Genomic DNA, 20872 nt, shown 5'->3' with positions numbered 1-20872 from the left:
CTGATTGCGCGCGGATGTGAAGCAGAACACATCCGCGCCACGAAACAGGCTGCGCGCGCCGGTCGCAATTAATACGATCGACTTCGCTTTGATCGGTGCGTGCACCGGCTCCCCGAATGCCACCTGCATCGAAGCAACCCGCTTCAAGATGCCCTCTTCCCTCTACGTCGAAAACCCTGCCGCGCACAGGCCGCCGCCCCCCGAACTCCATCTGGTGGCGGAGCATGACGAACCCGATGCGCGCGCCACCAGCGCCGCCGCGGTCGCGAGCGCGTTGTGCCACTTGTTCACGAAGGCCAGCGAGCCGGAGCTTGCGTCCCTGCTGCACTCCATCGAACAGGGCAACGCATCTGCAGCGGCGCGGCTGGCGCACGAGATCCTCAGGCCCATCGCATTTCCCGCGCAGGCGACGTCGACAACACCAACCACGGTGGAGGCCGACGTCGAGGCGATGCGGCACTTCGCGCCGGCGCAAACCAGGGCGCTGCTGTCCGCGCGCGAGCTCAAGGTGCTGTGGCTCATCTCGCGCGGCTGGAGCAACCGCGAGATCGCCGAGGCCACGCACCGCTCCATCAACACCATCGAGGCGCAGATCAAGAGCCTGTATCGCAAGCTGGGCGTGAGGTCGCGCACCCAGGCGATCCGCGAGGCGACGAAGCACGGCTTGCTGAACTGGCGCCCGGATGGCGGCGCAACGTCGGCGATGGCGATGAACGACGCGGAAGCGGGCCCCATCGGCCTTCGGGCCTGAGGGCTGTGCTGCGCTAAGATCCGGCCGCGGTTGCAAGCCGCGCCCGGACCCGCGGGAAGGGTTGAACCCACTTGCCTTCATTTGACGATCCACACGCCTTTTGTGCAGCCGGATTTGCGGGTCATCGGCGTCTGATGCACGGAGGTTCACATGAAGCGCATGCCCGCCCGGCCCGACCAGGGCCATCTGAAGAAGCAAGCCAAGGAGCTGCTTGCTCTCCATCGAAGCAACGACCCCGCCGCCACCGCACGCTTTCGCGAGGCCCTTCCGGCTGCCGCCGGCAAGAGCGATGCGGAGATCGCCGCGCTCGGACTGCGCCTGCACGACGCGCAGTCGTGCGTTGCGCGCGAGTACGGCTTCGCATCCTGGGCCGATCTGCAGGGCTTCGTTCTCGCGCGGCGGTCGCAGGCGGAAGACCCGGCTAAGGCTGTCCTCTACTGGCTACGCCTCGCCTACGCGGGCGACATCGCCGGCGGCAACAATGGCGCGCGGCCCGCGGCGGCACTGCGCCTGCTCGAGGAAAGCCCGGGCCTGCTCGGCGACGATCCGTTCCTTGCCTGCGCGATAGGCGATGAAGCATCGCTGCGCCGCGCCATCGCGCATGATCCCGCCTGGGTGAACCGGCCGGGCGGCCCGCTGGCGCTGCCGCCGCTCGTTGCCGTGGCCCATTCCGGACTGATGCGGCTGCCTGTATTTCGCGAACGCCTGCTCGCCTGCGCAAGGCTGCTGCTCGAGGCCGGCGCGGACCCTAATCAATCGGTGGGCAACCGCTGGCCGCCCGCGTCGCTCGCCCAGCCCGACGAGACCGAGCGGCTGTCCGCACTCTACGGCGCCGCCGGCCAGAACCGCGATGCCGCGCTGACCAGACTGCTGCTGGATGCTGGCGCCGATCCCAACGACGGCGAATCGCTCTATCACTCGCTCGAAACGCCGGCCTGCACGCGCCTGCTGCTCGAGGCCGGAGCCCGCATCGCAGGGACGAACGCGCTCGGTCGCGTGCTCGACCTGGACGACGTCGACACATTGCGCCTGCTGCTCGCGCACGGCGGCGACGCGAACGAGCCGCCCATGGGCCCGCCCATCAGCGACTGGGGCTCCCTGCTGCTGTGGGCCATCCGCCGGCGCAGGTCGCCCGCGCACATCGAGGCACTGCTTGCGGCAGGAGCCGATCCCAAAGCGACCACGCGCGACGGAACGAGCGCATACGTCGCCGCGCTGCGCTTCGGTCTCCCCGAAGTCGCCAGCCTCCTGCGGGAAGCCGGAGGCGGCGCCGCGCTCCCGGTGGACGAAGCCTTCATCGCCGCCTGCGCAAGGGGCGACGAGACCGCTGCCCGCGCCATCCAGGCTGCGCACCCGGACATCGTCGGCTCGCTCTCGCAAGCACAGCTGCGCCTGCTGCCCGAACTCGCCGCGCAAGGCTGCGCCGACGTCGTGAAGCTGATGGTCGAGCTCGGCTGGCCCATCGCCACCCGTGGCGGCGACTGGGATGCCTCGGCGCTCAACAAGGCCGTGTTCCGCGGCGACGCCGGACTCGTCCGGTTCCTGCTGGAGCACGGCGCAAGCTGGCAGGAGCAGCACGGTTTCGGCGACAACGCCTGCGGCGGGCTCTCGTGGGCTTCGTGCAACGAGCCGCCGGACGGCGAAGGCGACTGGCTCGGCTGCGCCCAGGCGCTCGTCGCCCATGGCATGCCCGGCGCAAGGCCCGATCCCACGAGTCCCGACTGGGTTCTCGTCGGCGGACGGCGGTATGTGTTCTCGGACGAAGTGACGGACTACCTGCTGGGCGTCTCCACCGCGCAGAGCTGAAGAAAAAAAACGGGCCCGAGGGCCCGCCAAAAGCCGTCCATCGGGTCGCGAGAAGCACGCAACCCGACTCCGACTCACCTCGAACTCAACCCCTTGCTCCTGCTTCCTCTCACTTCCTTCTCCAGTTCATTTCCCGGTTCGATCAGGACGCGCGCCAACCGAGCTCCGGCGCGATGCGTCGGGACAGGTCGGTCAATATCTGCTCGTATTCCTCGCTGCTGAAGTTGTAGGGCAGCTCCACCCTCAGCTCGCTCACGTGCGGCAGCACGGGGTCGCTGCGCAACCGGTCGAGGATCTCACCGGAGGTGCCGACGAGATCGCCCGCGAACAGGGTGCGCCGCTCGCCCTGCGGCGCCAGCGTGCGCTCGACGCGGCCGGCCGCGAACTCCCGGTAGCGCTTGCGTGTGGCGGCATCGGCACTGTCCAGCGGCACGATCACGCGGCCTAGCGCCACCCTGCCCTTGCGTCCGCCACCTTCAGCGTTCTCACCGGTCTCGCTGGCCCTGTAGCGTTCGACCAGGCCCACCTGCGCCTGCAGGAAGTCGTCGGTGGTCTCGCCCGACAGCACGTTGCCCAGCAGCAGGTTGAAGCCGTTGCGCCCCGCCCATTCGACCGAACGCAGCGAGCCGCCGCCGTACCAGAGCCGGTCGACCAGGCCCGGCGCATGGGGCTGCACGCGCGGGCGCACGCGTCCGCCGGCCGATTCGACGAAGGTGTCTTCGTCGCCCAGCAGCACGTCTTCGAGGTTGGCCTTGAGGCGCCCTACGCGCTTGTGGCTGTAGTCGACGGTGTTGGGCGCCGCGTCGTGGAAGCGGTTGCCCAGCAAGGCGCCGTGCAGAGGTGCGCCCGCGCTCAGGCCCACCTGCAGCCTGCCGCGCGAAAGCACGTCGACGGTGGCCAGGTCTTCGGCGAGCCGGAACGGGTTCTCATAGCCCATCTGGATCACGGCCGCACCCAGCTCGATGCGTCGCGTGCGCTGCGTCGCTGCGGCCAGGAAGGTCGCGGCCGAGGACACGCCTCGCTCCAGGTGGCGCTGGCGCACCCAGGCACCGTCGAAGCCCAGCTTCTCGCCGAACTCGAAGAGCTTCAGCGCAGCCTCGATGCCGGCCAGCGCGTCGTCCTCGGCGTAGTTGCCCGGCGTCAGGAACGCGAGATGGCGGATGCCGATGTTGCTGCTGCTCATGGGGCGAACTTCGGAAGCCCCGGCGGATTGACCTCCGACTTCGGCAGCGCCTCCTCCGTCAGGCTCCAGCGCGCGAGCGCCTTCGCATAGGTGCCGTTGCGGATCAGGTTGTTGGCCGCGGTGGTCAGCGCCACCGCGAGGCCGCTGCCCTTGCGCGTGGCTATGGCCACGTCCGACTTCAGCGGCCAGCCCGCGTTGACGGTGCCCACCAGCCTGATCTGCCCGTTCTTCGCGGCCTCGTAGGCCTGCGGCGCGTTGGGGTTGAAATTGGCGTCCACCCGCTTGGTGACCACCGCCAGCGTACGCGTCACATCGTCGTCGTAGTACTGGATCTCGACCGGCTTCAGGCCCGCCGCCACGTTCTGCCGGTTCCACTCCAGCAGGATGCGCTCCTGGTTGGTGCCGGCGCCGGTCGTCAGCTTGAGGCCCGCGACGTCCTTCGGCTCCCTGATCGACTTGATGGCGCTGTCGGCGCGCACGTAGAAGCCGTGCAGGCCCAGGCGGTAGGTGGAGAAGTCGAACTTCTCCTTGCGCTGCTCGGTCACGCCCACGTTGGAGATCACCGCGTCGTACTTGCCCGAGCTCAGGCCCAGCGGCCAGTCGGCCCAGGCGATGGGCTGCAGGTCGAGCTTGAGGCCCAGCGCATCGGCGATGAGCAGCGCGAAGTCGGGGTCGAAGCCGACGACCGTCTTCGCATCCGATGCGTAGGTCGAGATGGGCGGTGCGAACGGCGCGATGGCGACCGTCAGCACGCCCTCCTTCACGAACTTGAAGCTCGGCGGAATCGCGTTGACCGCCTCGGCGTCCTTCTGGCCGCGCAGGCGGCCCTTCTGCTCGGGGCTGAAGTCGAACTTGTCGGCGGCGTGGGCCGCGCCGGCCACACCGGTCAAGAGCATGAGCGCGACAAGGCCGCGGGCGATCCAGGTGTTCTTGAAGAGATTCATGGCCATCGCCTCAGTTCTTCGGCAGGCCCGGCGGGTTGGTGCGCGAGGCCGCGATGGCCTCCGAATCCAGGTTCCAGCGCGACAGCGCCTTGGCGTAGTTGCCGTTCTTGATCTGCGTGTTCAGCGCCAGCGTGACGGCTTCGGCGATGCCCGAGCCCTTGCGCGAGGTGACGGCGATCTCGGCATTGAGCGGCCAGCCGCCCGAGAACAGGCCTGCGAGCTTCGTCTTGCCGTCGCGCGCCTCGTAAGCGGCGATGGCGTTCGGGCCCAGGTACGCGTCGGCGCGGCCCGACTGCAGCGCCAGGCGCTGCACCACATCGTCGTCGTAGTACTGGATCTCGACCGGCTTCAGGCCGGCGGCCACGTTCTGCTTGTTCCAGCGCAGCAATATCTGCTCCTGGTTGGTGCTGGCGGACACGATCACCTTCAGCCCCGCGATGTCCTTCGGCTCCTTGATGGCGCCGAGCTTGCTGTCGGACTTCACGTAGATGCCGAGCTGGTCGTTGCGGTAGGTCGAGAAGTCGAACTTCTCCTTGCGCTCCTCGGTCACGGTCACGTTGGAGACCACCAGGTCGAACTTGCCCGACTGCAGGCCCAGCGGCCAGTCGGCCCAGGCGGTGGAGACCAGCTCCAGCTTGCGACCGAGGCTGTCGGCCACCAACTGCGCGATGTCGGGGGCGTTGCCCACGGGCGTCTTGGTGTCGGTGGCGTAGGCCGCGAACGGCAGCCGGCCGGTGGTGGTGCCGACGACGAGCACGCCCTCCTTCTGGAACTTGAAGTCCTTCGCGAGCCGGACGGCCTCGTCGATCTTCTGCGCGCGCGGGCGGCCGGGCTGCTCGGGGCTCAGGTCCGGGGCGGGCTGGGCCGATGCGGCCAGGGGAGCCAGCAGTGAGCCCAGGACAACGGACTGGACAGCGGACAGGATGTTTCGTCGATGGATCATGAAGGTCGATGAAGGAAGTCGGGAAGAAGGAAAGTCAGAGAACCTTGGCCAGGAACTCGGCCGTGCGCGGGTGCTCCGGCGCGTTGAACACCTTGTCGGGCGAGCCGGTCTCCAGGATGCGACCGCGCTCCATGAAGACGATGTTGTCGGCCACCTCGCGTGCGAAGCCGATCTCGTGCGTGACGATGAGCAGCGTGGTGCCCGAGCGCGCCAGTTCCTTGATGACGGCCAGCACCTCGCCCACCAGCTCGGGGTCGAGCGCCGACGTGGGTTCGTCGAACAGCAGCACCTTGGGCTTGAGCGCCAGCGCACGGGCGATGGCCACGCGCTGCTGCTGGCCGCCCGAGAGCTGCCGCGGATAGGCGTGCGTCTTGTCGCCCAGGCCCACGCGCACCAACAGCTCGGAGGCGAGCGCTTCGGCCTCCGGCCGCGAGAGGCCGCGCACGGAGATCGGCGCCTCGACGATGTTCTCCAGCACCGTGAGATGCGGGAACAGGTTGAAGTTCTGGAACACCATGCCCACGTCGACGCGGCGCTTCAGGATGTCGCGCTCGCGCAGCTCGTAGAGCGTGTCCTCGTCGCGCCGGTAGCCGATGAGTTCGCCGTCGATGGAGATGAAGCCGTCGTCCACGCGCTCCAGGTGGTTGATGGCGCGCAGCAGCGTCGACTTGCCCGAGCCCGACTGGCCGAGGATCACCGTCACGCTGCCCCGCGCCACCGTCAGCGTCACGTCGTCGAGCACCTTGAGCGCGCCGAAGCTCTTCGACACGCCGTGGATCCTGACCTCACCACCCTGCGTGAGCGGGTCGGTCCAGCGCGGCACCTGCGCGGGTGCGACGGCGGCGGGCTCTGCCACGGGTGCCGGCTTCGAGCGCCGCAGCCTGCTGGCCACGCGGCCGAGCCGCGAACTGGGCGGGTTGCGCAGCGCGCCGCGCGAGAAATGCCTCTCCACGTAGTGCTGCACCACCGACAGCACCGTGAGGATGATGAGGTACCACACGGTGGCCACCATCAGCAGCGGAATCACTTCCAGGTTGCGCCGGTAGATGATCTGGATCGTGTAGAAAAGCTCGGGCAGCGCCAGGATGTAGAGGTTCGAGGTGCCCTTGGCAAGGCCGATGATGTCGTTGAAGGCCGTCGGCAATATGGTGCGCATCGCCTGCGGCAGCACGATGCGGAACGACTGCCGCCCGCGCGAAAGCCCCAGCGCCGCGGCCGCCTCCAGCTGCCCCTGCTCCACCGAGAGGATGCCGCCTCGCACGATCTCCGAGGCGAAGGCCGCCTGGTTCAGCGTGAGGCCCAGCAGCGCCGCCACGAAGGGGCTGATGAGCTGCGTGGTCGGGTACGAGAAGAAGGTGACGTCGGTGCCCGGAATGCCCAGCGTCACCGTCTCGTAGAGGTAGCCCAGGTTGTTGATGATCAGCAGCAGCACGATCACCGGCACCGAGCGGAAGAGCCAGGTGAACACCCATGCGAGCCGCGCCAGCAGCGGCGAGCGCGACACCCGCGCCAGCGCCAGAGCGGTGCCGAAGAAGAAGCCCAGCAGCGCACCCAGCGCCGTCAGCAGCAGCGTGCGGCCCAGGCCCTGCAGCACCGGCTCGGCGAAGAACCACTGCGCGAACACGCCCCAGCCCCAGCGCGGGTTGGTGAGCGTCGAGTGCAGCACGATGCCGATGACCAGCACCGCGAAGATGGTGCCCGCCGTGCGTGCCGGGTAGCGGGCGGGCACGATTCGGAAGTGCGAGTAGTCGCCGTTGGCCGGCGCCGCGGCGGGAGCCGGTGGACGCTGCGGCTGCGGTGCACGCACCGGTGCGGGGTTGATCGGCTCGGCGCCGGCATCGAGGACTGTGGTGTTCATCGCTGCGCCGCTCCGACCAGTTGCCCGGATGCAGCACGGGCCTGCTGCCGCCCGGTGTCCAGGTATTTCTCGAAAGGCAGCTTGCGCGGCGTCTCAGGGTCGATGGGCGGATCGAACAGCGCCGTATAGCCATGGCCGAGGTACAGGCCCACGGCCTCGGGCTGGCGGAAGCCGGTGGTCAGGTAGATGCGCTCGTAGCCCTGGCGAAGAACCTGCGCCTCCAGCTCCAAGAGCACCTTGCTGGCCAGCCCTTGCCGGCGCAGATCGGCATGCGTCCACACGCGCTTGAGTTCGGCCGTGCGCTCGTCATGGCGCATGAACGCGCCGCCGCCAATGGCCACGCCGTCGCGCAGCAGCAGCACGAAGTTGCCGCCCTGGGCGGGCGTGAACACCTCGGAGGGGTAGCGCTCCATCTCGCGCGGCTGGCCCGGCTCGCGCATCACATCGCCGTAGCGGCTGTCGTACTCGAAGGTCAGTCCTTCGATCAGCGGCTTCGCGCGCGGATCGAGCGGCGTGGTGTAGAGGAACTGTTCGCTCATCACGCAGCCTTCTGCACGGCGGGCGCGGTTTCCTGCGCCGCGTAGCGGCTCGCCTTGCGCGGCAGGCCCAGGTGGTCGCGCAGCGTCTGCCCGGGCAACTCGCGCTGGTAGCGCCCGCGCGCCTCCAGCGCCGGGATCACGAACTCGATGAAGTCGTCCAGCCCCTGCCCCAGCACCGGGAAGCCGAGGATGAAGCCGTCGGCCGCGCCCTCGTCCACCCAGCGGATGATCTCGTCGGCGATGCGCTCGCCAGTGCCCACGAACTGCGTGCGCGGCGTGGCCACCTCCAGCGCCACCTCGCGCAGCGTCTGGCCCTTGGCCTTGGCGTTGGCCTTGATGCGGTCGGTGGTCGAGCGGAAGCTGTTGCGGCCCAGTTCGCCCAGTTCGGGAAACGGCGCGTCCAGCGGGTACTGGCTGAAGTCGTGGTGGTCGAAGAAGCGGCCGAGATAGGCCAGAGCCTCCTCCACCGTCAGCAGTTCGCGGATGGCGCGGTACTTGGCTTCGGCTTCTTCCTCGGTGGCCGCGACCACGGGGCCGATGCCGGGAAAGATCTTCACGTCGCCGGCCTGGCGGCCCTGCGCGACCGCGCTGGCCTTCACCTGCCGCAGGAAGCTGCGCGTGTCCTCCAGCGAGGGCGAATGCGTGAACACCGCGTCGGCGTACTTGCCGGCCAGCCCGATGCCCGCGTCGGACGAGCCAGCCTGGAAGATCACCGGCTGGCCCTGCGGCGAGCGCTGGATGTTCAGCGGCCCCGCCACCTGGAAGAAGCGCCCCTTGTGGTCGAGCGTGTGCAGCTTGTCGCGGTCGAAGAAGCGGCCGCTCTCGCGGTCGCGCACGAAGGCGTCGTCGTCCCAGCTGTCCCACAGGCCCTGCGTCACGGCCAGGTACTCGTCGGCGATCTCGTAGCGCAGCGCGTGCTCGGGATGGGCGCGGCTGTAGTTCTTGGCGCTGCCTTCCAGCGGCGTGGTCACCACGTTCCAGCCCGCGCGCCCGCCGCTGATGAGGTCGAGCGAGGCGAATTGGCGCGCCACCGTGAACGGGTCGCTGTAGGAGCTGGAGACGGTGCCGGCGAGGCCGATCTTCGAGGTCACCGTGGCAAGCGCCGACAGGATCGAGATCGGCTCGAAGCGGTTGAGGAAGTGCGGGATCGACTTCTCGTTGATATAGAGCCCATCGGCCACGAACGCGAAGGCGATGCCCGCGGCCTCGGCCTTCTGCGCCGTGCGAATGAAGAAGTCGAGGTTGACGCTGGCGTCGGCCGGCCCGCCCGGATGCTTCCAGGAGTTCATGTGGCTGCCGGCCCCTTGCAGCATGACGCCGAACCTGATGTTGCTCATGACGATGTCTCTCTTGTGTCGCTTGTGGAATGGAAAGGCTCAGGCCGGTGCGGCCGCCGGCTCTGGGGCCCTGGCGAGCAGTTCGACGGATGCATGGCGCTCCGCGAAGCCGGCCACCGGGATGTCGATGACGAACTCCTCGATGCCGTACTGCTCGCTCAGCGCGTCGAGCGCATCGCGCACTTCTTCGCCGGTGCCGGCGATCACGTGGGGGCGGCGCTCTTCGGTCCGGTAGTCGCTCACGCCGGCCTGCCGCGCGAACTCGGCCGCGGCCTCGAGGCTGGGCAGGTTCACGCTCTGGCCGGTAGGCAGGTGCACGCGGAAGCTGCGCAACGCGCCCACGAGCTCGGCGGCCTTCTCATGCGTTTGCGCGGCGAAGGCGAAGAGCGCGAGCAAGGGGGCGCGCCCCGTCTCCGCGCGATAGGCCTCGATCGATCGCGCGAGGTTCACCGGATCGCCGTTGAAATGCCCCGCATAGGCGAACTGCCAGCCGAGCCGGGCGGCGAGCACCGCGCTCTCGGGGCTGCCGCCGAGCAGCACGCGTTGCGGCAACTGCGGAGGATTGGGCGTCGCGACAGCGCCAGCCAGCGCGTGCCCCGAGGCGATGCCCTCGTGCAGGAAGGCATCGAGCTCGGACAGCCGGACGCCGAAGTCCTCGCCCCTGGTCTTGGCCGGATCGTGCAGCCATTGCAGCGCCTTGCTCGCCAGCGGCAGGCCGCCTGGCGCCTTGCCGATGCCCAGGTCCACGCGCCCCGGCGCCAGCGAAGCCAGCACACGGAAGGCTTCAGCCACCTTGAAGGGGCTGTAGTGCTGCAGCATGACGCCGCCGGTGCCCACGCGGATGCGCGATGTCTTCGCGAGCACGTGCGCGGCCAGCACCTCGGGCGCCGAGCCTGCGTAGTTCCTGTTGCCGTGGTGCTCGGCGAGCCAGTAGCGCCGGTAGCCCAGCCGCTCGGCACTCTGCGCGAGCGAGATGGTGTGCTGGAACGCCTGTGCGGCGTCGGCGCCTTCGGGGATCAGGCTCTTGTCGAGCAGGGACAGCGAATACGACACGATGTGCGGCGGGACACGCCCTTGAAAGAATTGCGTCGAATTCTCTTGGGCATCGCGCGCATCGCTTGCGCCGAATTCCTATATCGATATCTGCTGAATGCTCAGTCGCTTATGCGCTCATTCGCTCGCGCGCTCAATCCCGGTCGCGTGCATGCGAAAGAATCAATTGCGCGGCCTCGCGCGCACCGAGCACTGCGCTGTCGACGACGAGATGCGGCGTGCTCCACGGCGCGTAGTCGTGCCGCTGCACGGCCTCCCAGGTCGGCGGCACCAGGCCCGGTACGTCGATGCTGCGCTGCTCGACGCGGCGGCGATGCTCGGCGGTGTCGGAACACACGATCTCGACCTCGACGATGCAAGAAGCGGCATCCGCCGCGACCGCGCGCCATGCCTCGCGGGTGACCGGCAGCGGATTGACGCAATCGGCCAGTACCGCCTGCCCGAGCGAGAGATTGGAGCGGGCCAGCGCATAGGCCGCGACATAGCCCATGGGCCCGACCTCACCCTCAGGCACGCCCGAAGAGCGCAGTGCCTGCTCGATGGTGTCGATGCGCAGGTAGGCACAGGGAATGAGCGCGGCGATTTCCCGCGCAATGGTGGTCTTGCCCGCGCCCGGCAAGCCACCGAGGACGATCAGCATGGCGTCGACTCCATCCGGGCCTCGCGGCCCGGCATGGGGTTCACCACGAATGCGGCAGCAGCGTAAGCATCGCGGCCGCGCGAAGCCGGCGCAGCGCCCTCAGCGGCACGTGGCCGTAAGGTGCGCGGCGCGCCAGCGCGTGCGGTGAGCTTGGGGGAATGCGCCATGACTTCGCCGTCAGGTCGATCACATGGCGAGCCTGGGCGGCCGGGGAAACATGGTGGGTGCGCAGTTGCATGGCAGTGAATCGCGAAATGCTTTCTTGCGCCGATTCTGCTGGGCACCATCGCTCCTGCCAAAGACGGATTCCAAGTTTCCTGATGCGGTTCGTGAATCGCGATGCCGGTCTTCAGGCGCGCTCAGGCGCGCTCAGGCGAGCTCAGGCGAAGTCCGTCGAAGGCTTCTCCCAGAGATTGACGCCGCCTTCCACCGCGTACTTGTCGATCTCGGCAAGTTCCTCGGCGCTCAGCGGCGCGTGCGAGAGCGCGGCCACGTTGTCGACGATCTGCTCCGGCCGGCTCGCGCCGATCAGTGCCGAGCTCACGCGCGGGTCGCGCAGCGTCCACGTCAGCGCGAGCTGCGCCAGCGTCTGGCCGCGGCGCCTTGCGATCTCGTTGAGGGCACGGGCACGCTCGACGTTGGCCTCCGACAGATGCTCCTGCTTGAGCGATCCGCCGCCGGGCCGGTTGATGCGTGCATCGGCCGGGATGCCGTTGAGGTACTTGTCGGTCAGCAGCCCCTGCGCGAGCGGCGTGAAGGCGATGACGCCCGCGCCCAGTTCGCCGGTGGCGTCCAGCAGGTCTTTCTCGATCCAGCGGTTGAACAGGTTGTAGGCCGGCTGGTGGATGAGCAGCGGCACCTTCCACTCGCGCAGCAGCGCGGCGATCTCGCGCGTCTTGCCGGCCGAGTAGGAAGAAATGCCGATGTACAGCGCCTTGCCCTGCTGCACGGCCTGGGCCAGCGCGGAGGCGGTTTCCTCCAGCGGCGTGTGCGGGTCGAAGCGGTGCGAATAGAAGATGTCGACGTAGTCCACGCCCAGGCGCTTCAGGCTCTGGTCGAGGCTCGCGAGCACGTATTTGCGGGAGCCGCCGCCCTGGCCGTAGGGGCCGGGCCACATGTCCCAGCCTGCCTTGCTGGAGATGACGAGTTCGTCGCGGTACGGCTTGAAGTCTTCGCGCAGCAGGCGGCCGAAGTTGGTCTCGGCGCTGCCGTAGGGCGGGCCGTAGTTGTTGGCCAGGTCGAAGTGGTTGATGCCCAGGTCGAAGGCGGTGCGCAGCAGCTGGCGCTGGGTGGCGATGGAGGTGGTGTCTCCGAAGTTGTGCCAGAGCCCGAGCGAGATGGCGGGCAGCACGAGCCCGCTGCGCCCGACGCGGCGGTAGGGAATGGCGTCGTAGCGCTTGGAGTCGGCGTGGTAGGTCATGGGCGTGTCTTGTCCTGGCGAGGGATGAGGATGGATCGGATGGAAAGGAGCCGCAGAGGATGCCCCCGCGTGCCCGGCGCGGCAAGCATTTCCACGCGGCTGTCGCACTTATCCGTCGCCGCATATGCAAACGCGGTTTTCTTCGTTGGCCCGGCGCGGGGCGCTTCCTAGCATCGTCGCTCCGCCAACTTGCTACAAGGAGCGCTCCCCCGGGGGAGCGTGCCGCCATGTCCATCGAGAACCCCGCCCTTCCTTCGCGTCCTTCGCGTCGCCACGCGCTCAAGACCTTCGCCTCGCTCGCCGCCGCCGGAGGCCTCGGCGGCGCCCTGCTCGCGGGCTGCTCGCGCGAGGAAGGCGGCAAGACCGCATCGGCCGGCGGCGCCCCGGCCGTGGTGAAGAAGACCGGCGACAAGGTCGCGTTCAAATACCCGAACAACCCTTCTTTCGACCTGATCTACCTGGCCGACGAGCTCGGCTACTTCGAAGGCACCAACACCCGACCCGACTACGTCGGCAAGATCGCCGCGCCGCAGATCATTCCGCTGGTGGGCACGGGCGAGATCGACTTCGGCAGCCGCATGGTGCCGCTGGTGATCTCGGCCATCGCCTCGGGCGCCGACCTGAAGGTGGTGGCCGCCGGCGGCAAGACGCTTCAGGAAGCGCCGCACATGAAGTACTTCGTTCGCAAGGACTCGGGCATCCGCGAACCGAAGGACCTCGAAGGCAAGACCATCGGCTTCAACAGCTTCGGCGCCTGCGCCGAGTTCGTCACCAAGAAGTACCTGCGCCAGCACGGCGTGGACGTGAACAAGATCAACTTCGTCGTCATCCCCGACGAGCAGGCCGAGCAGACGCTGGTGACGCGCAACACCGACCTGGCGATCATCCACGCGCCCTTCTCCGGCCGCGCCGACAACGCCGACTCGCTGGTGCGGCTGTGGAGCGACTTCGACCTCGACGGCGGCCTGGGCGGCATGGCGCCCTACAGCGCGCACGGCCAGTTCATCCGCCAGCACCCCGAAGCCGTGCGCGACGTGGTCGCGGCGCTGGCCAAGGCCGGCAACTGGGTCAACGCCAACACCGAGGAAGCCCGCAAGCTGGTGGCCAAGCGCATCAACATGGAGCTGAAGAACGTCGACCGCTACGCCTACGTCGACGACCTGGTGGTGACCGAGCCGCCGATCCAGTACTACATCGACATCCTGCAGTCCGAGGGCAAGCTCGCCGCCGGCAAGGTGTCGGTGAAGGACGTGTACACGAACGAGTTCAACCCCTTCGCCACGAAGACCTGAGCACCGCCGATGAGCATCAAGATCTCTGCCCGCGACGTGCGGATGGACTACGCCGCACGCGGCGCCAGCGAACGGGTGCGCGTGCTCGAAGGCTTCGACCTCGACGTGCGCGAGGGCGAGTTCCTCTCGGTGCTCGGCCCCTCGGGTTGCGGCAAGTCGACCTTCCTCGGCATCCTGGCCGGACTCACCGAGCGCACCGGCGGGCGCATCGCCATCAATGGCCAACCGCTTTCGGGCATCAACCGCAACCAGGGCGTGGTGTTCCAGGGCTATGCGCTCTTTCCGTGGCTCACGGTGCTCGACAACATCGCGGTGGGCCTGGACATCCGCGGCGTGGCGAAGGCCGCGCGCCGGCGCACGGCGCAGGAATACCTGGAACTCGTCGGCCTGCACGGCTTCGGCGAGCGGTACCCGCACGAGATCTCCGGCGGCATGAAGCAGCGCGTGGCCATCGCGCGCTCGCTGGCCTACGAGCCCGACGTGCTGCTGATGGACGAGCCCTTCGCCGCGCTCGATGCGCAGACGCGCGAGGTGCTGCAGGGCGAGCTGCTGCGCATCTGGGAGCAGCACCGCAAGACCATCGTGTTCATCACCCACAGCCTGGAGGAAGCCGTGTACCTCTCCGACCGCGTGGCGGTGATGACGCAGCGGCCCGGCCGCATCAAGGACATCATCGACATCCCGCTCGCGCGCCCGCGCTCGGCGGAGTTGCGCCACTCGGCCGAGTTCGCTGCGCTGCGGCAGCGCGCCTGGGAGGTGCTGAAGGACGAAGTACAGCTGGGCCTGCGCCCTCGGTCGCTCGAAGGAGTGGTGTCGTGAGCGCGGTGCTCGACGCACCGGTGGTCCGGTCGCCCAGCCGGTTTCTCAAGCTGGCGCGCAGCCTCGGCCGGGTGGCCGAGCGCGGCATCGGCATCGTGCTGTTCCTCGCGCTGTGGGAAGCGCTGCCGCGCCTGGGCATCGTGAGCGACGCCTACCTGAGCCCGCCATCGGCCGTGCTCGCGAGCATCGTGCAGCTGCTGGAGAACGGCCAGCTCTGGAAGCACGTCGCCGCGAGCCTGCAGCGCTCTCTCTGGGGACTGGTGCTCGCCAGCGTCGCGGGCGTGGTGCTCGGCCTGCTCGTGGGCGGGTTCAGGAGGCTCGCGGCCATCGTCGATCCGGTGCTTCAGCTGTTCCGCCAGACATCGGCCTTCGCGCTGTTCCCGGTGTTCATCCTGTTCCTGGGGATCGGCGAGCTGTCGAAGGTGGCGATCATCTTCTGGGCCTCGTTCTGGCCGGTGCTGCTGAGCACGGTGGGCGGCGTGAAGCAGGTCGACCGGCTGCTGGTGAACTCGGCGCTGTCGATGGGCGCCTCGCGCCGCTTCGTGTTCTTCAAGGTCGTGCTGCCGGCCTCGCTGCCTTCGATCTTCACCGGCGTGCGGCTGGCGGGCGCCTACAGCATCACGGCGCTGGTGGCGGCCGAGATGATCGGTGCGCATTCGGGGCTGGGCTTTCTCACGCTGAACTCGCAGGAGACCTTCCAGATACCGACCATGTACGCGGGCATCCTGCTGCTGGCGACGCTGGGGCTGCTGCTCAACTACCTTCTTGCGCTGCTGGAGCGGCGTCTGCTGCGCTGGCGGCGGGGGCTGAGCCTCGATGAGTGAAGCCGCTTCCACACGCCCTCGCAGGTTCGCGTTGGCCGGTGTTTCGCTCGCCGCGGCTGTCGCGCTGGCGGGCCTGGGCGCATCATGGGCTTCGGGCAGCCGGCTGAACGAACTGCCCAAGGGCCCGGTGCTCGCCAAGGTCATCGAGCGCGGCACGCTCGTCGTGGGCGTGCGACGCTATCCCCGCCCTGCCCCTCCAGAAGCACCCACGCCGCCCGAGCCTGATGGATTCGACGCGACGCTGGCGCGCGAGCTCGCACGCTCGCTCGGCGTGAAGCTCGAACTGGTCGGGCTGGACACCGCCACGCAGGAGGCGGCCTTGCGCGAAGGCCGCGTCGACCTGCTGGTGGCGGGCGTGCCGGCCGCGGCCGCGCCCAAGGGCATCGACGCGGCACCCGGCAGCTACGACACCGGCAGCGGCCTCGTGGTCGCGCTGCGCAAGGGCCGCGTGCAGGACGCCGAGGCGCTGCGCGGCGCTTCGGTCTGCGTGGGCGAAGGCTCGGGCTATGCGGGCGCGGTGTCGCTGCGCTACGGCGCGCAGCCGCGCAGCTATCCCTCCTCCGTGCATGCGGTGTCGGCCTTCATGGCGGGCGAATGCACGGCGCTGGCCGAAGACGAGGAAGTACTTCAGCGGCTGCTGAAGAACGAGGAATGGCGCTTCTACAAGCCGCTGGCGAGCGGCCTGCGCCCGCCGTCGGACGCCGCCATCCGCCTGCCGCAGGGCGACGAGGCGTCTCGCGACTACCTGGCCGCCGCGCTGCGCCAATGGCGTGCGGACGGCACGCTGGCAAAGGCGCGCGGCGCACGCGCGGGCAACCTGCAGTTCGAGATCACGCTGCTCAAGGACGGCCTCGTCTGCCATTCCCGAGCAGCGCGGCGCGCTTCAGGCCTGCTGCGCAGCGCGCCACTCGGAGAGCGCGAAATCGCGGTTCACGAGGTTCTCGGCCAGCAGGAACTTCTTGACCTCGTCGAGCAGCGCCAGCCCTTCGGGCGGATACGCCGCCTCGGGAAAGTGCGACAGCGGATGCGAGACCTTCACGATCTCCAGCGGAAAGCCGCTCACCTCCGAATGGAAGGCGTAGTAGTCGGCGCTGTTGCGGTGGATCTCCTGCAGCGCGGTGCGACGTGCGCGCGTCCATGCGGCGGGCAGCCCGGGCGCCGCGGCCAGCAGCTTGCCGGAGGCGACGATCACCGAAGTGCCGCGCAGCGTCGGGTGCTTCTCGGCCTCGTCGATCACCGGATAGCCGCGCGAGGCCAGCAGCGGTCCCACGTCGATCTGCGCCGCGAAGGCCGCGATGGAGCCCTGGTCGAGCGCCGCCTCGCCGTCGCGCGGGAACATGTGGATCACCTTGACCGACTTCTGCAGCCCGTTCTCCTTCAACAGACCCAGCACGTAGCGGTGCATGTAGGAGCCGCGCGCCACGCCGATGGACTGGCCCTCGAGCTCCTTCACGCTGCGCACGCCGTTGCGCGGCGTGAGCAGCCACACGTTCATGCCGACCGCGTCGAAGCCGATGAGCTGGCCGTCGAGGCCGCGCGAGCGCGCCACCACGGCGGGCGTGTCGCCGTAGATGCCGACGTCGAGCGCGCCGGAGAGAAACGCTTCGTTGAGGTCGGGCCCGTTCGGGAAGTTGCGCGTCGTGATTTCCTTGAAGCCCAGCGGCGCCAGCTCGCGCAGCAGGTGCCCCTGCCGCAGCGCCCAGCCGGTGGCATTGGCGGGCTTCTTGCCGGGGCCGATGTAGCCCAGGCGCAGCACCTGGCTGCCGGCTTGCTGTTGCGCGATGGAGAAAACGGGTAGCGCGCTCGCGGCGGCGACCACTGCGCCGCGCAGCAGGCGGCGGCGGTTTGGAAGATCGGACATCGGGAAACTCAGGAGAAGAAAAGAATCAGTGCGCGCGCCGCAGCAGCTCGAAGCTCGCATCGGCCGACGCGGTCGATTGCCGGCCGCGGCCCCAGCCGATGGCGCTGCGGTAGCTGCCCATCAAAGCTTCGGCGGCGGCATCGCGCTCCTCGGCGGTGGCGCTGCGGTCCGCGATCGGTGCGACGTAGAGCGCGTCTTCCGGGCAGTACAGCTCGCACATGAAGCAGGTCTGGCAGTCGTCCTGCCGGGCGATGCGCGGCGCTGCGCCCGGCACGGCCTCGAACACGTTCGTCGGGCAGGCGTTCACGCAGATGTTGCAGGCGGTGCAGCGTTCAGCGCTGATGACTTCGATCATGCGGCCACCCCTTCATTCACTGCGTGCTTCTGCACCCAGACTTCGTCTAGGCCGCCGCTGATCAGCCGATGGCGCTGCGACGGATCGAGCGTGCCGTGCTCGCGTCGGCGGTGCATGCCGCGCGTTTCGGTGCGCTGCAGGGCGCTGCGGTACATCCAGCGCGAAGTGGCGAGCATGGCCGCTGCCTCGCGTGCGCGCACCGCCTCCGTGGCGGTGGCAGCCGGCGCGCTAGCGCGCAGGCGCTCCCACAAGGCATCGAGCCGCGAGAGCGAATCGCGCAGCGCATCGCCTTCGCGGAACCAGTTGCGCTCGTACGGAAAGACTTCGGCCTGCACCGCGCGAACGACCTCCTGGCTGTCGAAGGCCGTGGTGCCGCGCGTCGAAAGCGCCACGCCGCCCGCGCGCAGTGCGGTGCGCTGCGACCTGGCGCGCGCATCGCGCCCGAACGCCGCCGCGCCCGCCCCGGCCCAGAAGCCGGAAGACAGCGCCCAGGCCGCGTTGTGGCTGCCGCCGCCGGTGAAGCCGCCGCAGATCAGCTCGCGCGTCGCTGCGTCGCCCGCGGCGTAGAGGCCCGGCACCGACGTGGCGCAGCTGTCGTCCACCAGGTGCAGGCCGCCCGTGCCGCGCACGGTGCCTTCGAGCCGCAGCGTCACCGGAAAGTGCTGCGTGAACGGGTCGATGCCCTGCCGGTCGAAGGAAACGAAGAAGTTGGGCTGCGCGGTGCGCATCCAGGCGCGGATCTGCGCGTCGGCGCGGTCGAGGCACGCGAAGACCGGCTGCGACTGCAGCGTCTGCGCGATCACGCCGCGTCCCTTCGAGGAGCCCGCGCCCTCGATGGCCACGCCGTCGGCCGTGTAGAAGGTCGCCCAGTTGTAGAACAGCGACTTGGTCACCGACGAGAACGCGGGCCCGAGCCCGTAGGCGTTCGAGAACTCCATGCCCGAGAGCGCCGCGCCCACTTCCGCCGCCATCAACTGGCCGTCGCCCGTGAGCACGTTGCAGCCGAGCGCGCGGCTCAGGAAGGCGCAGCCGCCGGTGGCGATGACCACCGCGCCAGTGCGCGCCACCCAGCTCTCGCCCGTCTGGCGGTTGACGCCGGTGGCACCACAGACGGTGCCGTGCTCATCGACCAGCAGTTCGAGCGCGGGGCTATGGTCGAGGATGCGCGCGCCGGATTCCTTCACCCGCTTGCGCATCAGCCGCATGTATTCGGGGCCCTGCAGCGAGGTGCAGCGCAGCGCACCCTGGTCGTCGGCGGGAAAGGGGTAGCCCCAGTCCTTCAGCCGCTCGACGTTCTCCCAGGTCTGCTCCAGCACGCGGTCCATCCAGGCGTGCTCGGCCAGATGGCCGCCCATCGCCAGCCGGCTGGCCTTGGCTTCCTCGCGCGCCTTGCCTTCGGGCGACACGTGCCAGAGGCCCGTGCCCGAAGGCGCGGTGGCACCCGAGGTGCCGCAGAAGCCCTTGTCGGCCAGCAGCACGCGCGCGCCCTGCGCGGCCGCGCTCACCGCGGCCCATGCGCCGGCCGGTCCGCCGCCGATCACCAGCACGTCGGCCTCGTGCCGCACGGAACCGTCCGCTCCCGAAAGAAGATGCCGCTCGAAATCCCTCGCGCCCATGGTCGATCGCCTCGCAGTGCAAAGAGCGAGACCGTATCAACGGCTGCGCAGGCGCACAAAGAAGGAAAGCGCGAATCGATATGCGGTTCGTGCGTGCGGGCAGAATGCCGCCTCCGCCCGAGGCGGGCTACTTCGGCGCGGCTTCCCCGGCTGCCACCGCCCTGCTCTCCACCAGCCCTTCCCTGGGCAGCAGCAAGGCCAGCGCGATCACGCCGAGGCTCACGACCAACATCGCCACGAAGGTGAGGTGCAGCGATCCGCCCAGTGCCAGGCGGATGGCCGAGTCGCCCGCGACGGAGCCGTGCATGCCCTGCAGCAGCATGCGCAGCTGCTCGTCGGAGAACATCGGCCGGCCATCGCTGTGGGTCAGCCCGAAGTTGAAGACCGCCCCGAAGAAGGCCGCGCCCAGCGCGCTGCCGAGGTTGCGCGAGAACACGTTCGATGCGGTGGCGACGCCGCGCTGCGCAAGGTCGACACCCTCCTGGATGAGGATGAGCGAGCTCAGGCTCATCACGCCCATGCCCAGGCCGATGATGAAGGAGCCGATCGCAGGAAGCACAGGCGAGCTGCCGGCACCCAGCAGCACGAACGTCGAGGCGCCCACAGGAATCAGCGCCGCGCCGGCCACCACCATGCGCCACAGGCCGATGCGATGGAAGGTGCGCGAGGTCAGCGTCGCGCCGATGGGCCAGCCCAGCATCACCATCGTGAGCGTGAGGCCGGCCGTGACCGAGGAGCGCTCCAGCACCACCTGCACGTACATCGGCAGGAAGGTGGTGATGCCGATCAGCACCATGCCGGCGAGCATGGCCGCGCCGTTGACGATGGCGATCATCCGCGCGCCCCACAGGCGCAGCGACACCATCGGGTCGGCCGCGCGGCGCTCCTGCGCGATGAAAAGCACCAGCGTGACCGCGAAGAGCGCGGCCCACGCGAGCGCCACGCCCGAGTTGCCCACGCCGAATTCGGTGAGCGCGATCATCAGCGCCGCGATGCCGATGGTGAAGAGCACCGCCCCGACGATGTCGATGGAAGAGCGCCGCACCGCGGGCGCCTCGTGCAGGAAGAGCCAGAAGCCGACAGCAGCCGCCAGCCCGATCGGCACATTGACCCAGAAGATCCACGCCCACGAGAGCTTCTGCACGATGAGCGCGCCGATCATCGGCCCCACCACCGCCGACACCGCCCACACGCTCGCGAGCCAGCCCTGCACCTTGCCGCGCTCGCGCACCGGGTAGAGGTCGCCCACGATGGTGAGCGCCACCGGCTGGATCGCGCCCGCGCCGATGCCCTGTATGAGCCGGAAGCAGATCATGGCCGGCATCGACCACGAGAAGCCCGCGAGCACCGAGCCGATGACGAAGACCGCGATGCCCACGAACATGATGGGCTTGCGGCCGTAGAGGTCGGACAGCTTGCCGAACACGACCGTCATCGCGGTCTGCGCCAGCAGGAAGGAGGCGAACACCCAGCTGTAGAGATGCAGCCCGCCCAGCTCGGAGGCGATCTGCGGCATCACGGTGGAGACGATCGTGGCTTCTATGGCCACCATCGCCATGGAGGCCATGATCGAGGCGATGACCAGTGGGCGGCTTGTTGTTCTGGGGGTCGTGGAGGTCATGAGCCGTGCA

Annotated in this window: 19 protein-coding genes and 1 pseudogene; 6 read left to right on the top strand and 14 right to left on the bottom strand. The window is 69.0% G+C overall.

All coding sequences use genetic code 11. From position 1 onward, the window contains the following. Positions 1 to 4: 4 nt before the first annotated feature. The gene (locus FHT32_RS07535; protein WP_176664016.1) at positions 5 to 751 is read left to right on the top strand and encodes a response regulator transcription factor; all 747 of its coding nucleotides are present in this window, start codon (positions 5 to 7) and stop codon (positions 749 to 751) included. Between the two features lie 150 nt (positions 752 to 901). Then, positions 902 to 2557 (top strand): ankyrin repeat domain-containing protein, encoded by a 1656-nt coding sequence (locus FHT32_RS07530; RefSeq protein WP_176664015.1) that lies wholly within the window; start codon positions 902 to 904, stop codon positions 2555 to 2557. A gap of 142 nt (positions 2558 to 2699) precedes the next feature. On the opposite strand, the gene FHT32_RS07525 is transcribed toward FHT32_RS07530, so the two are convergent. The 10 genes from FHT32_RS07525 to mgrA all read right to left on the bottom strand — a co-directional run bounded on the left by FHT32_RS07525 (position 2700) and on the right by mgrA (position 12474). Beyond that, positions 2700 to 3740, bottom strand: coding sequence for an LLM class flavin-dependent oxidoreductase (locus FHT32_RS07525; protein ID WP_176664014.1), 1041 nt, complete (start codon positions 3738 to 3740; stop codon positions 2700 to 2702). Continuing rightward, the gene (locus FHT32_RS07520) at positions 3737 to 4684 is read right to left on the bottom strand and encodes an ABC transporter substrate-binding protein (RefSeq protein WP_371132143.1); all 948 of its coding nucleotides are present in this window, start codon (positions 4682 to 4684) and stop codon (positions 3737 to 3739) included. Before FHT32_RS07520 ends, FHT32_RS07525 begins: the two co-directional genes overlap by 4 nt. Positions 4685 to 4694: 10 nt before the next feature. Further along, positions 4695 to 5627, bottom strand: a complete 933-nt coding sequence (locus tag FHT32_RS07515; protein WP_176664012.1) for an ABC transporter substrate-binding protein — start codon at positions 5625 to 5627, stop codon at positions 4695 to 4697. 34 nt (positions 5628 to 5661) lie between these two features. Next, complete coding sequence (locus FHT32_RS07510; RefSeq protein WP_176664011.1) at positions 5662 to 7485, bottom strand: amino acid ABC transporter permease/ATP-binding protein; 1824 nt, start codon at positions 7483 to 7485, stop codon at positions 5662 to 5664. Continuing rightward, complete coding sequence (locus tag FHT32_RS07505; RefSeq protein ID WP_176664010.1) at positions 7482 to 8024, bottom strand: GNAT family N-acetyltransferase; 543 nt, start codon at positions 8022 to 8024, stop codon at positions 7482 to 7484. The genes FHT32_RS07510 and FHT32_RS07505 overlap by 4 nt, the downstream gene beginning before the upstream one ends. Continuing rightward, positions 8024 to 9361, bottom strand: a complete 1338-nt coding sequence (locus FHT32_RS07500) for an LLM class flavin-dependent oxidoreductase (protein WP_176664009.1) — start codon at positions 9359 to 9361, stop codon at positions 8024 to 8026. Before FHT32_RS07500 ends, FHT32_RS07505 begins: the two co-directional genes overlap by 1 nt. 39 nt (positions 9362 to 9400) lie before the next feature. Continuing rightward, on the bottom strand, positions 9401 to 10414 hold the full coding sequence (locus FHT32_RS07495; RefSeq protein ID WP_176664008.1) for an LLM class flavin-dependent oxidoreductase: 1014 nt from the start codon (positions 10412 to 10414) through the stop codon (positions 9401 to 9403). 133 nt (positions 10415 to 10547) lie between these two features. After that, on the bottom strand, positions 10548 to 11054 hold the full coding sequence (locus FHT32_RS07490; protein WP_176664007.1) for an AAA family ATPase: 507 nt from the start codon (positions 11052 to 11054) through the stop codon (positions 10548 to 10550). Positions 11055 to 11094: 40 nt separating this feature from the next. After that, positions 11095 to 11292: a hypothetical protein gene (locus FHT32_RS07485; protein ID WP_176664006.1), complete on the bottom strand. Its 198-nt coding sequence runs from the start codon at positions 11290 to 11292 to the stop codon at positions 11095 to 11097. 141 nt (positions 11293 to 11433) lie between these two features. Next, positions 11434 to 12474 (bottom strand): L-glyceraldehyde 3-phosphate reductase, encoded by a 1041-nt coding sequence (mgrA, locus tag FHT32_RS07480; protein ID WP_176664005.1) that lies wholly within the window; start codon positions 12472 to 12474, stop codon positions 11434 to 11436. Between the two features lie 227 nt (positions 12475 to 12701). On the opposite strand from mgrA, the gene FHT32_RS07475 reads away from it, so the two are divergent. The 4 genes and pseudogenes from FHT32_RS07475 to FHT32_RS07460 form a co-directional block, all read left to right on the top strand. Next, positions 12702 to 13766 (top strand): ABC transporter substrate-binding protein, encoded by a 1065-nt coding sequence (locus tag FHT32_RS07475; RefSeq protein ID WP_176664004.1) that lies wholly within the window; start codon positions 12702 to 12704, stop codon positions 13764 to 13766. Between the two features lie 9 nt (positions 13767 to 13775). After that, positions 13776 to 14585, top strand: a complete 810-nt coding sequence (locus tag FHT32_RS07470; protein WP_176664003.1) for an ABC transporter ATP-binding protein — start codon at positions 13776 to 13778, stop codon at positions 14583 to 14585. After that, complete coding sequence (locus FHT32_RS07465) at positions 14582 to 15409, top strand: ABC transporter permease (protein ID WP_176664002.1); 828 nt, start codon at positions 14582 to 14584, stop codon at positions 15407 to 15409. Before FHT32_RS07470 ends, FHT32_RS07465 begins: the two co-directional genes overlap by 4 nt. Beyond that, positions 15402 to 16142: pseudogene (locus tag FHT32_RS07460) on the top strand (transporter substrate-binding domain-containing protein); the annotation flags it as partial. The gene FHT32_RS07465 and the pseudogene FHT32_RS07460, both read left to right, overlap by 8 nt. Positions 16143 to 16292: 150 nt before the next feature. Here the strand turns inward: FHT32_RS07460 and FHT32_RS07455 are convergent. The 4 genes from FHT32_RS07455 to FHT32_RS07440 all read right to left on the bottom strand — a co-directional run bounded on the left by FHT32_RS07455 (position 16293) and on the right by FHT32_RS07440 (position 20862). Further along, positions 16293 to 17270, bottom strand: coding sequence for an ABC transporter substrate-binding protein (locus FHT32_RS07455; protein WP_176664001.1), 978 nt, complete (start codon positions 17268 to 17270; stop codon positions 16293 to 16295). 25 nt (positions 17271 to 17295) lie between these two features. Then, the gene (locus tag FHT32_RS07450; protein WP_176664000.1) at positions 17296 to 17625 is read right to left on the bottom strand and encodes a ferredoxin family protein; all 330 of its coding nucleotides are present in this window, start codon (positions 17623 to 17625) and stop codon (positions 17296 to 17298) included. After that, positions 17622 to 19241 (bottom strand): FAD-dependent oxidoreductase, encoded by a 1620-nt coding sequence (locus FHT32_RS07445; protein ID WP_176663999.1) that lies wholly within the window; start codon positions 19239 to 19241, stop codon positions 17622 to 17624. Before FHT32_RS07445 ends, FHT32_RS07450 begins: the two co-directional genes overlap by 4 nt. Positions 19242 to 19368: 127 nt before the next feature. After that, positions 19369 to 20862, bottom strand: a complete 1494-nt coding sequence (locus FHT32_RS07440) for an MFS transporter (RefSeq protein WP_176663998.1) — start codon at positions 20860 to 20862, stop codon at positions 19369 to 19371. Between the last annotated feature and the right edge of the window lie 10 nt (positions 20863 to 20872).

It is taken from the genome of Variovorax sp. SG517 (assembly GCF_013376045.1).
In the GTDB taxonomy this organism is placed as follows: domain Bacteria; phylum Pseudomonadota; class Gammaproteobacteria; order Burkholderiales; family Burkholderiaceae_C; genus Variovorax.
Note: the sequence above shows the minus strand (reverse complement) of the source record. Positions and strands in the feature narration are given on the sequence as shown.

What these genes read in the sequence shown, in the direction of transcription:
- FHT32_RS07530 (WP_176664015.1), top strand. Translation starts at nt 902, where the DNA reads ATGAAGCGCATGCCCGCCCGGCCCGACCAGGGCCATCTGAAGAAGCAA.
- FHT32_RS07525 (WP_176664014.1), bottom strand. Translation starts at nt 3,740, where the DNA reads ATGAGCAGCAGCAACATCGGCATCCGCCATCTCGCGTTCCTGACGCCG.
- FHT32_RS07520 (WP_371132143.1), bottom strand. Translation starts at nt 4,684, where the DNA reads ATGAATCTCTTCAAGAACACCTGGATCGCCCGCGGCCTTGTCGCGCTC.
- FHT32_RS07515 (WP_176664012.1), bottom strand. Translation starts at nt 5,627, where the DNA reads ATGATCCATCGACGAAACATCCTGTCCGCTGTCCAGTCCGTTGTCCTG.
- FHT32_RS07510 (WP_176664011.1), bottom strand. Translation starts at nt 7,485, where the DNA reads ATGAACACCACAGTCCTCGATGCCGGCGCCGAGCCGATCAACCCCGCA.
- FHT32_RS07505 (WP_176664010.1), bottom strand. Translation starts at nt 8,024, where the DNA reads ATGAGCGAACAGTTCCTCTACACCACGCCGCTCGATCCGCGCGCGAAG.
- FHT32_RS07500 (WP_176664009.1), bottom strand. Translation starts at nt 9,361, where the DNA reads ATGAGCAACATCAGGTTCGGCGTCATGCTGCAAGGGGCCGGCAGCCAC.
- FHT32_RS07490 (WP_176664007.1), bottom strand. Translation starts at nt 11,054, where the DNA reads ATGCTGATCGTCCTCGGTGGCTTGCCGGGCGCGGGCAAGACCACCATT.
- FHT32_RS07485 (WP_176664006.1), bottom strand. Translation starts at nt 11,292, where the DNA reads ATGCAACTGCGCACCCACCATGTTTCCCCGGCCGCCCAGGCTCGCCAT.
- mgrA (WP_176664005.1), bottom strand. Translation starts at nt 12,474, where the DNA reads ATGACCTACCACGCCGACTCCAAGCGCTACGACGCCATTCCCTACCGC.
- FHT32_RS07475 (WP_176664004.1), top strand. Translation starts at nt 12,702, where the DNA reads ATGTCCATCGAGAACCCCGCCCTTCCTTCGCGTCCTTCGCGTCGCCAC.
- FHT32_RS07470 (WP_176664003.1), top strand. Translation starts at nt 13,776, where the DNA reads ATGAGCATCAAGATCTCTGCCCGCGACGTGCGGATGGACTACGCCGCA.
- FHT32_RS07455 (WP_176664001.1), bottom strand. Translation starts at nt 17,270, where the DNA reads ATGTCCGATCTTCCAAACCGCCGCCGCCTGCTGCGCGGCGCAGTGGTC.
- FHT32_RS07450 (WP_176664000.1), bottom strand. Translation starts at nt 17,625, where the DNA reads ATGATCGAAGTCATCAGCGCTGAACGCTGCACCGCCTGCAACATCTGC.
- FHT32_RS07445 (WP_176663999.1), bottom strand. Translation starts at nt 19,241, where the DNA reads ATGGGCGCGAGGGATTTCGAGCGGCATCTTCTTTCGGGAGCGGACGGT.
- FHT32_RS07440 (WP_176663998.1), bottom strand. Translation starts at nt 20,862, where the DNA reads ATGACCTCCACGACCCCCAGAACAACAAGCCGCCCACTGGTCATCGCC.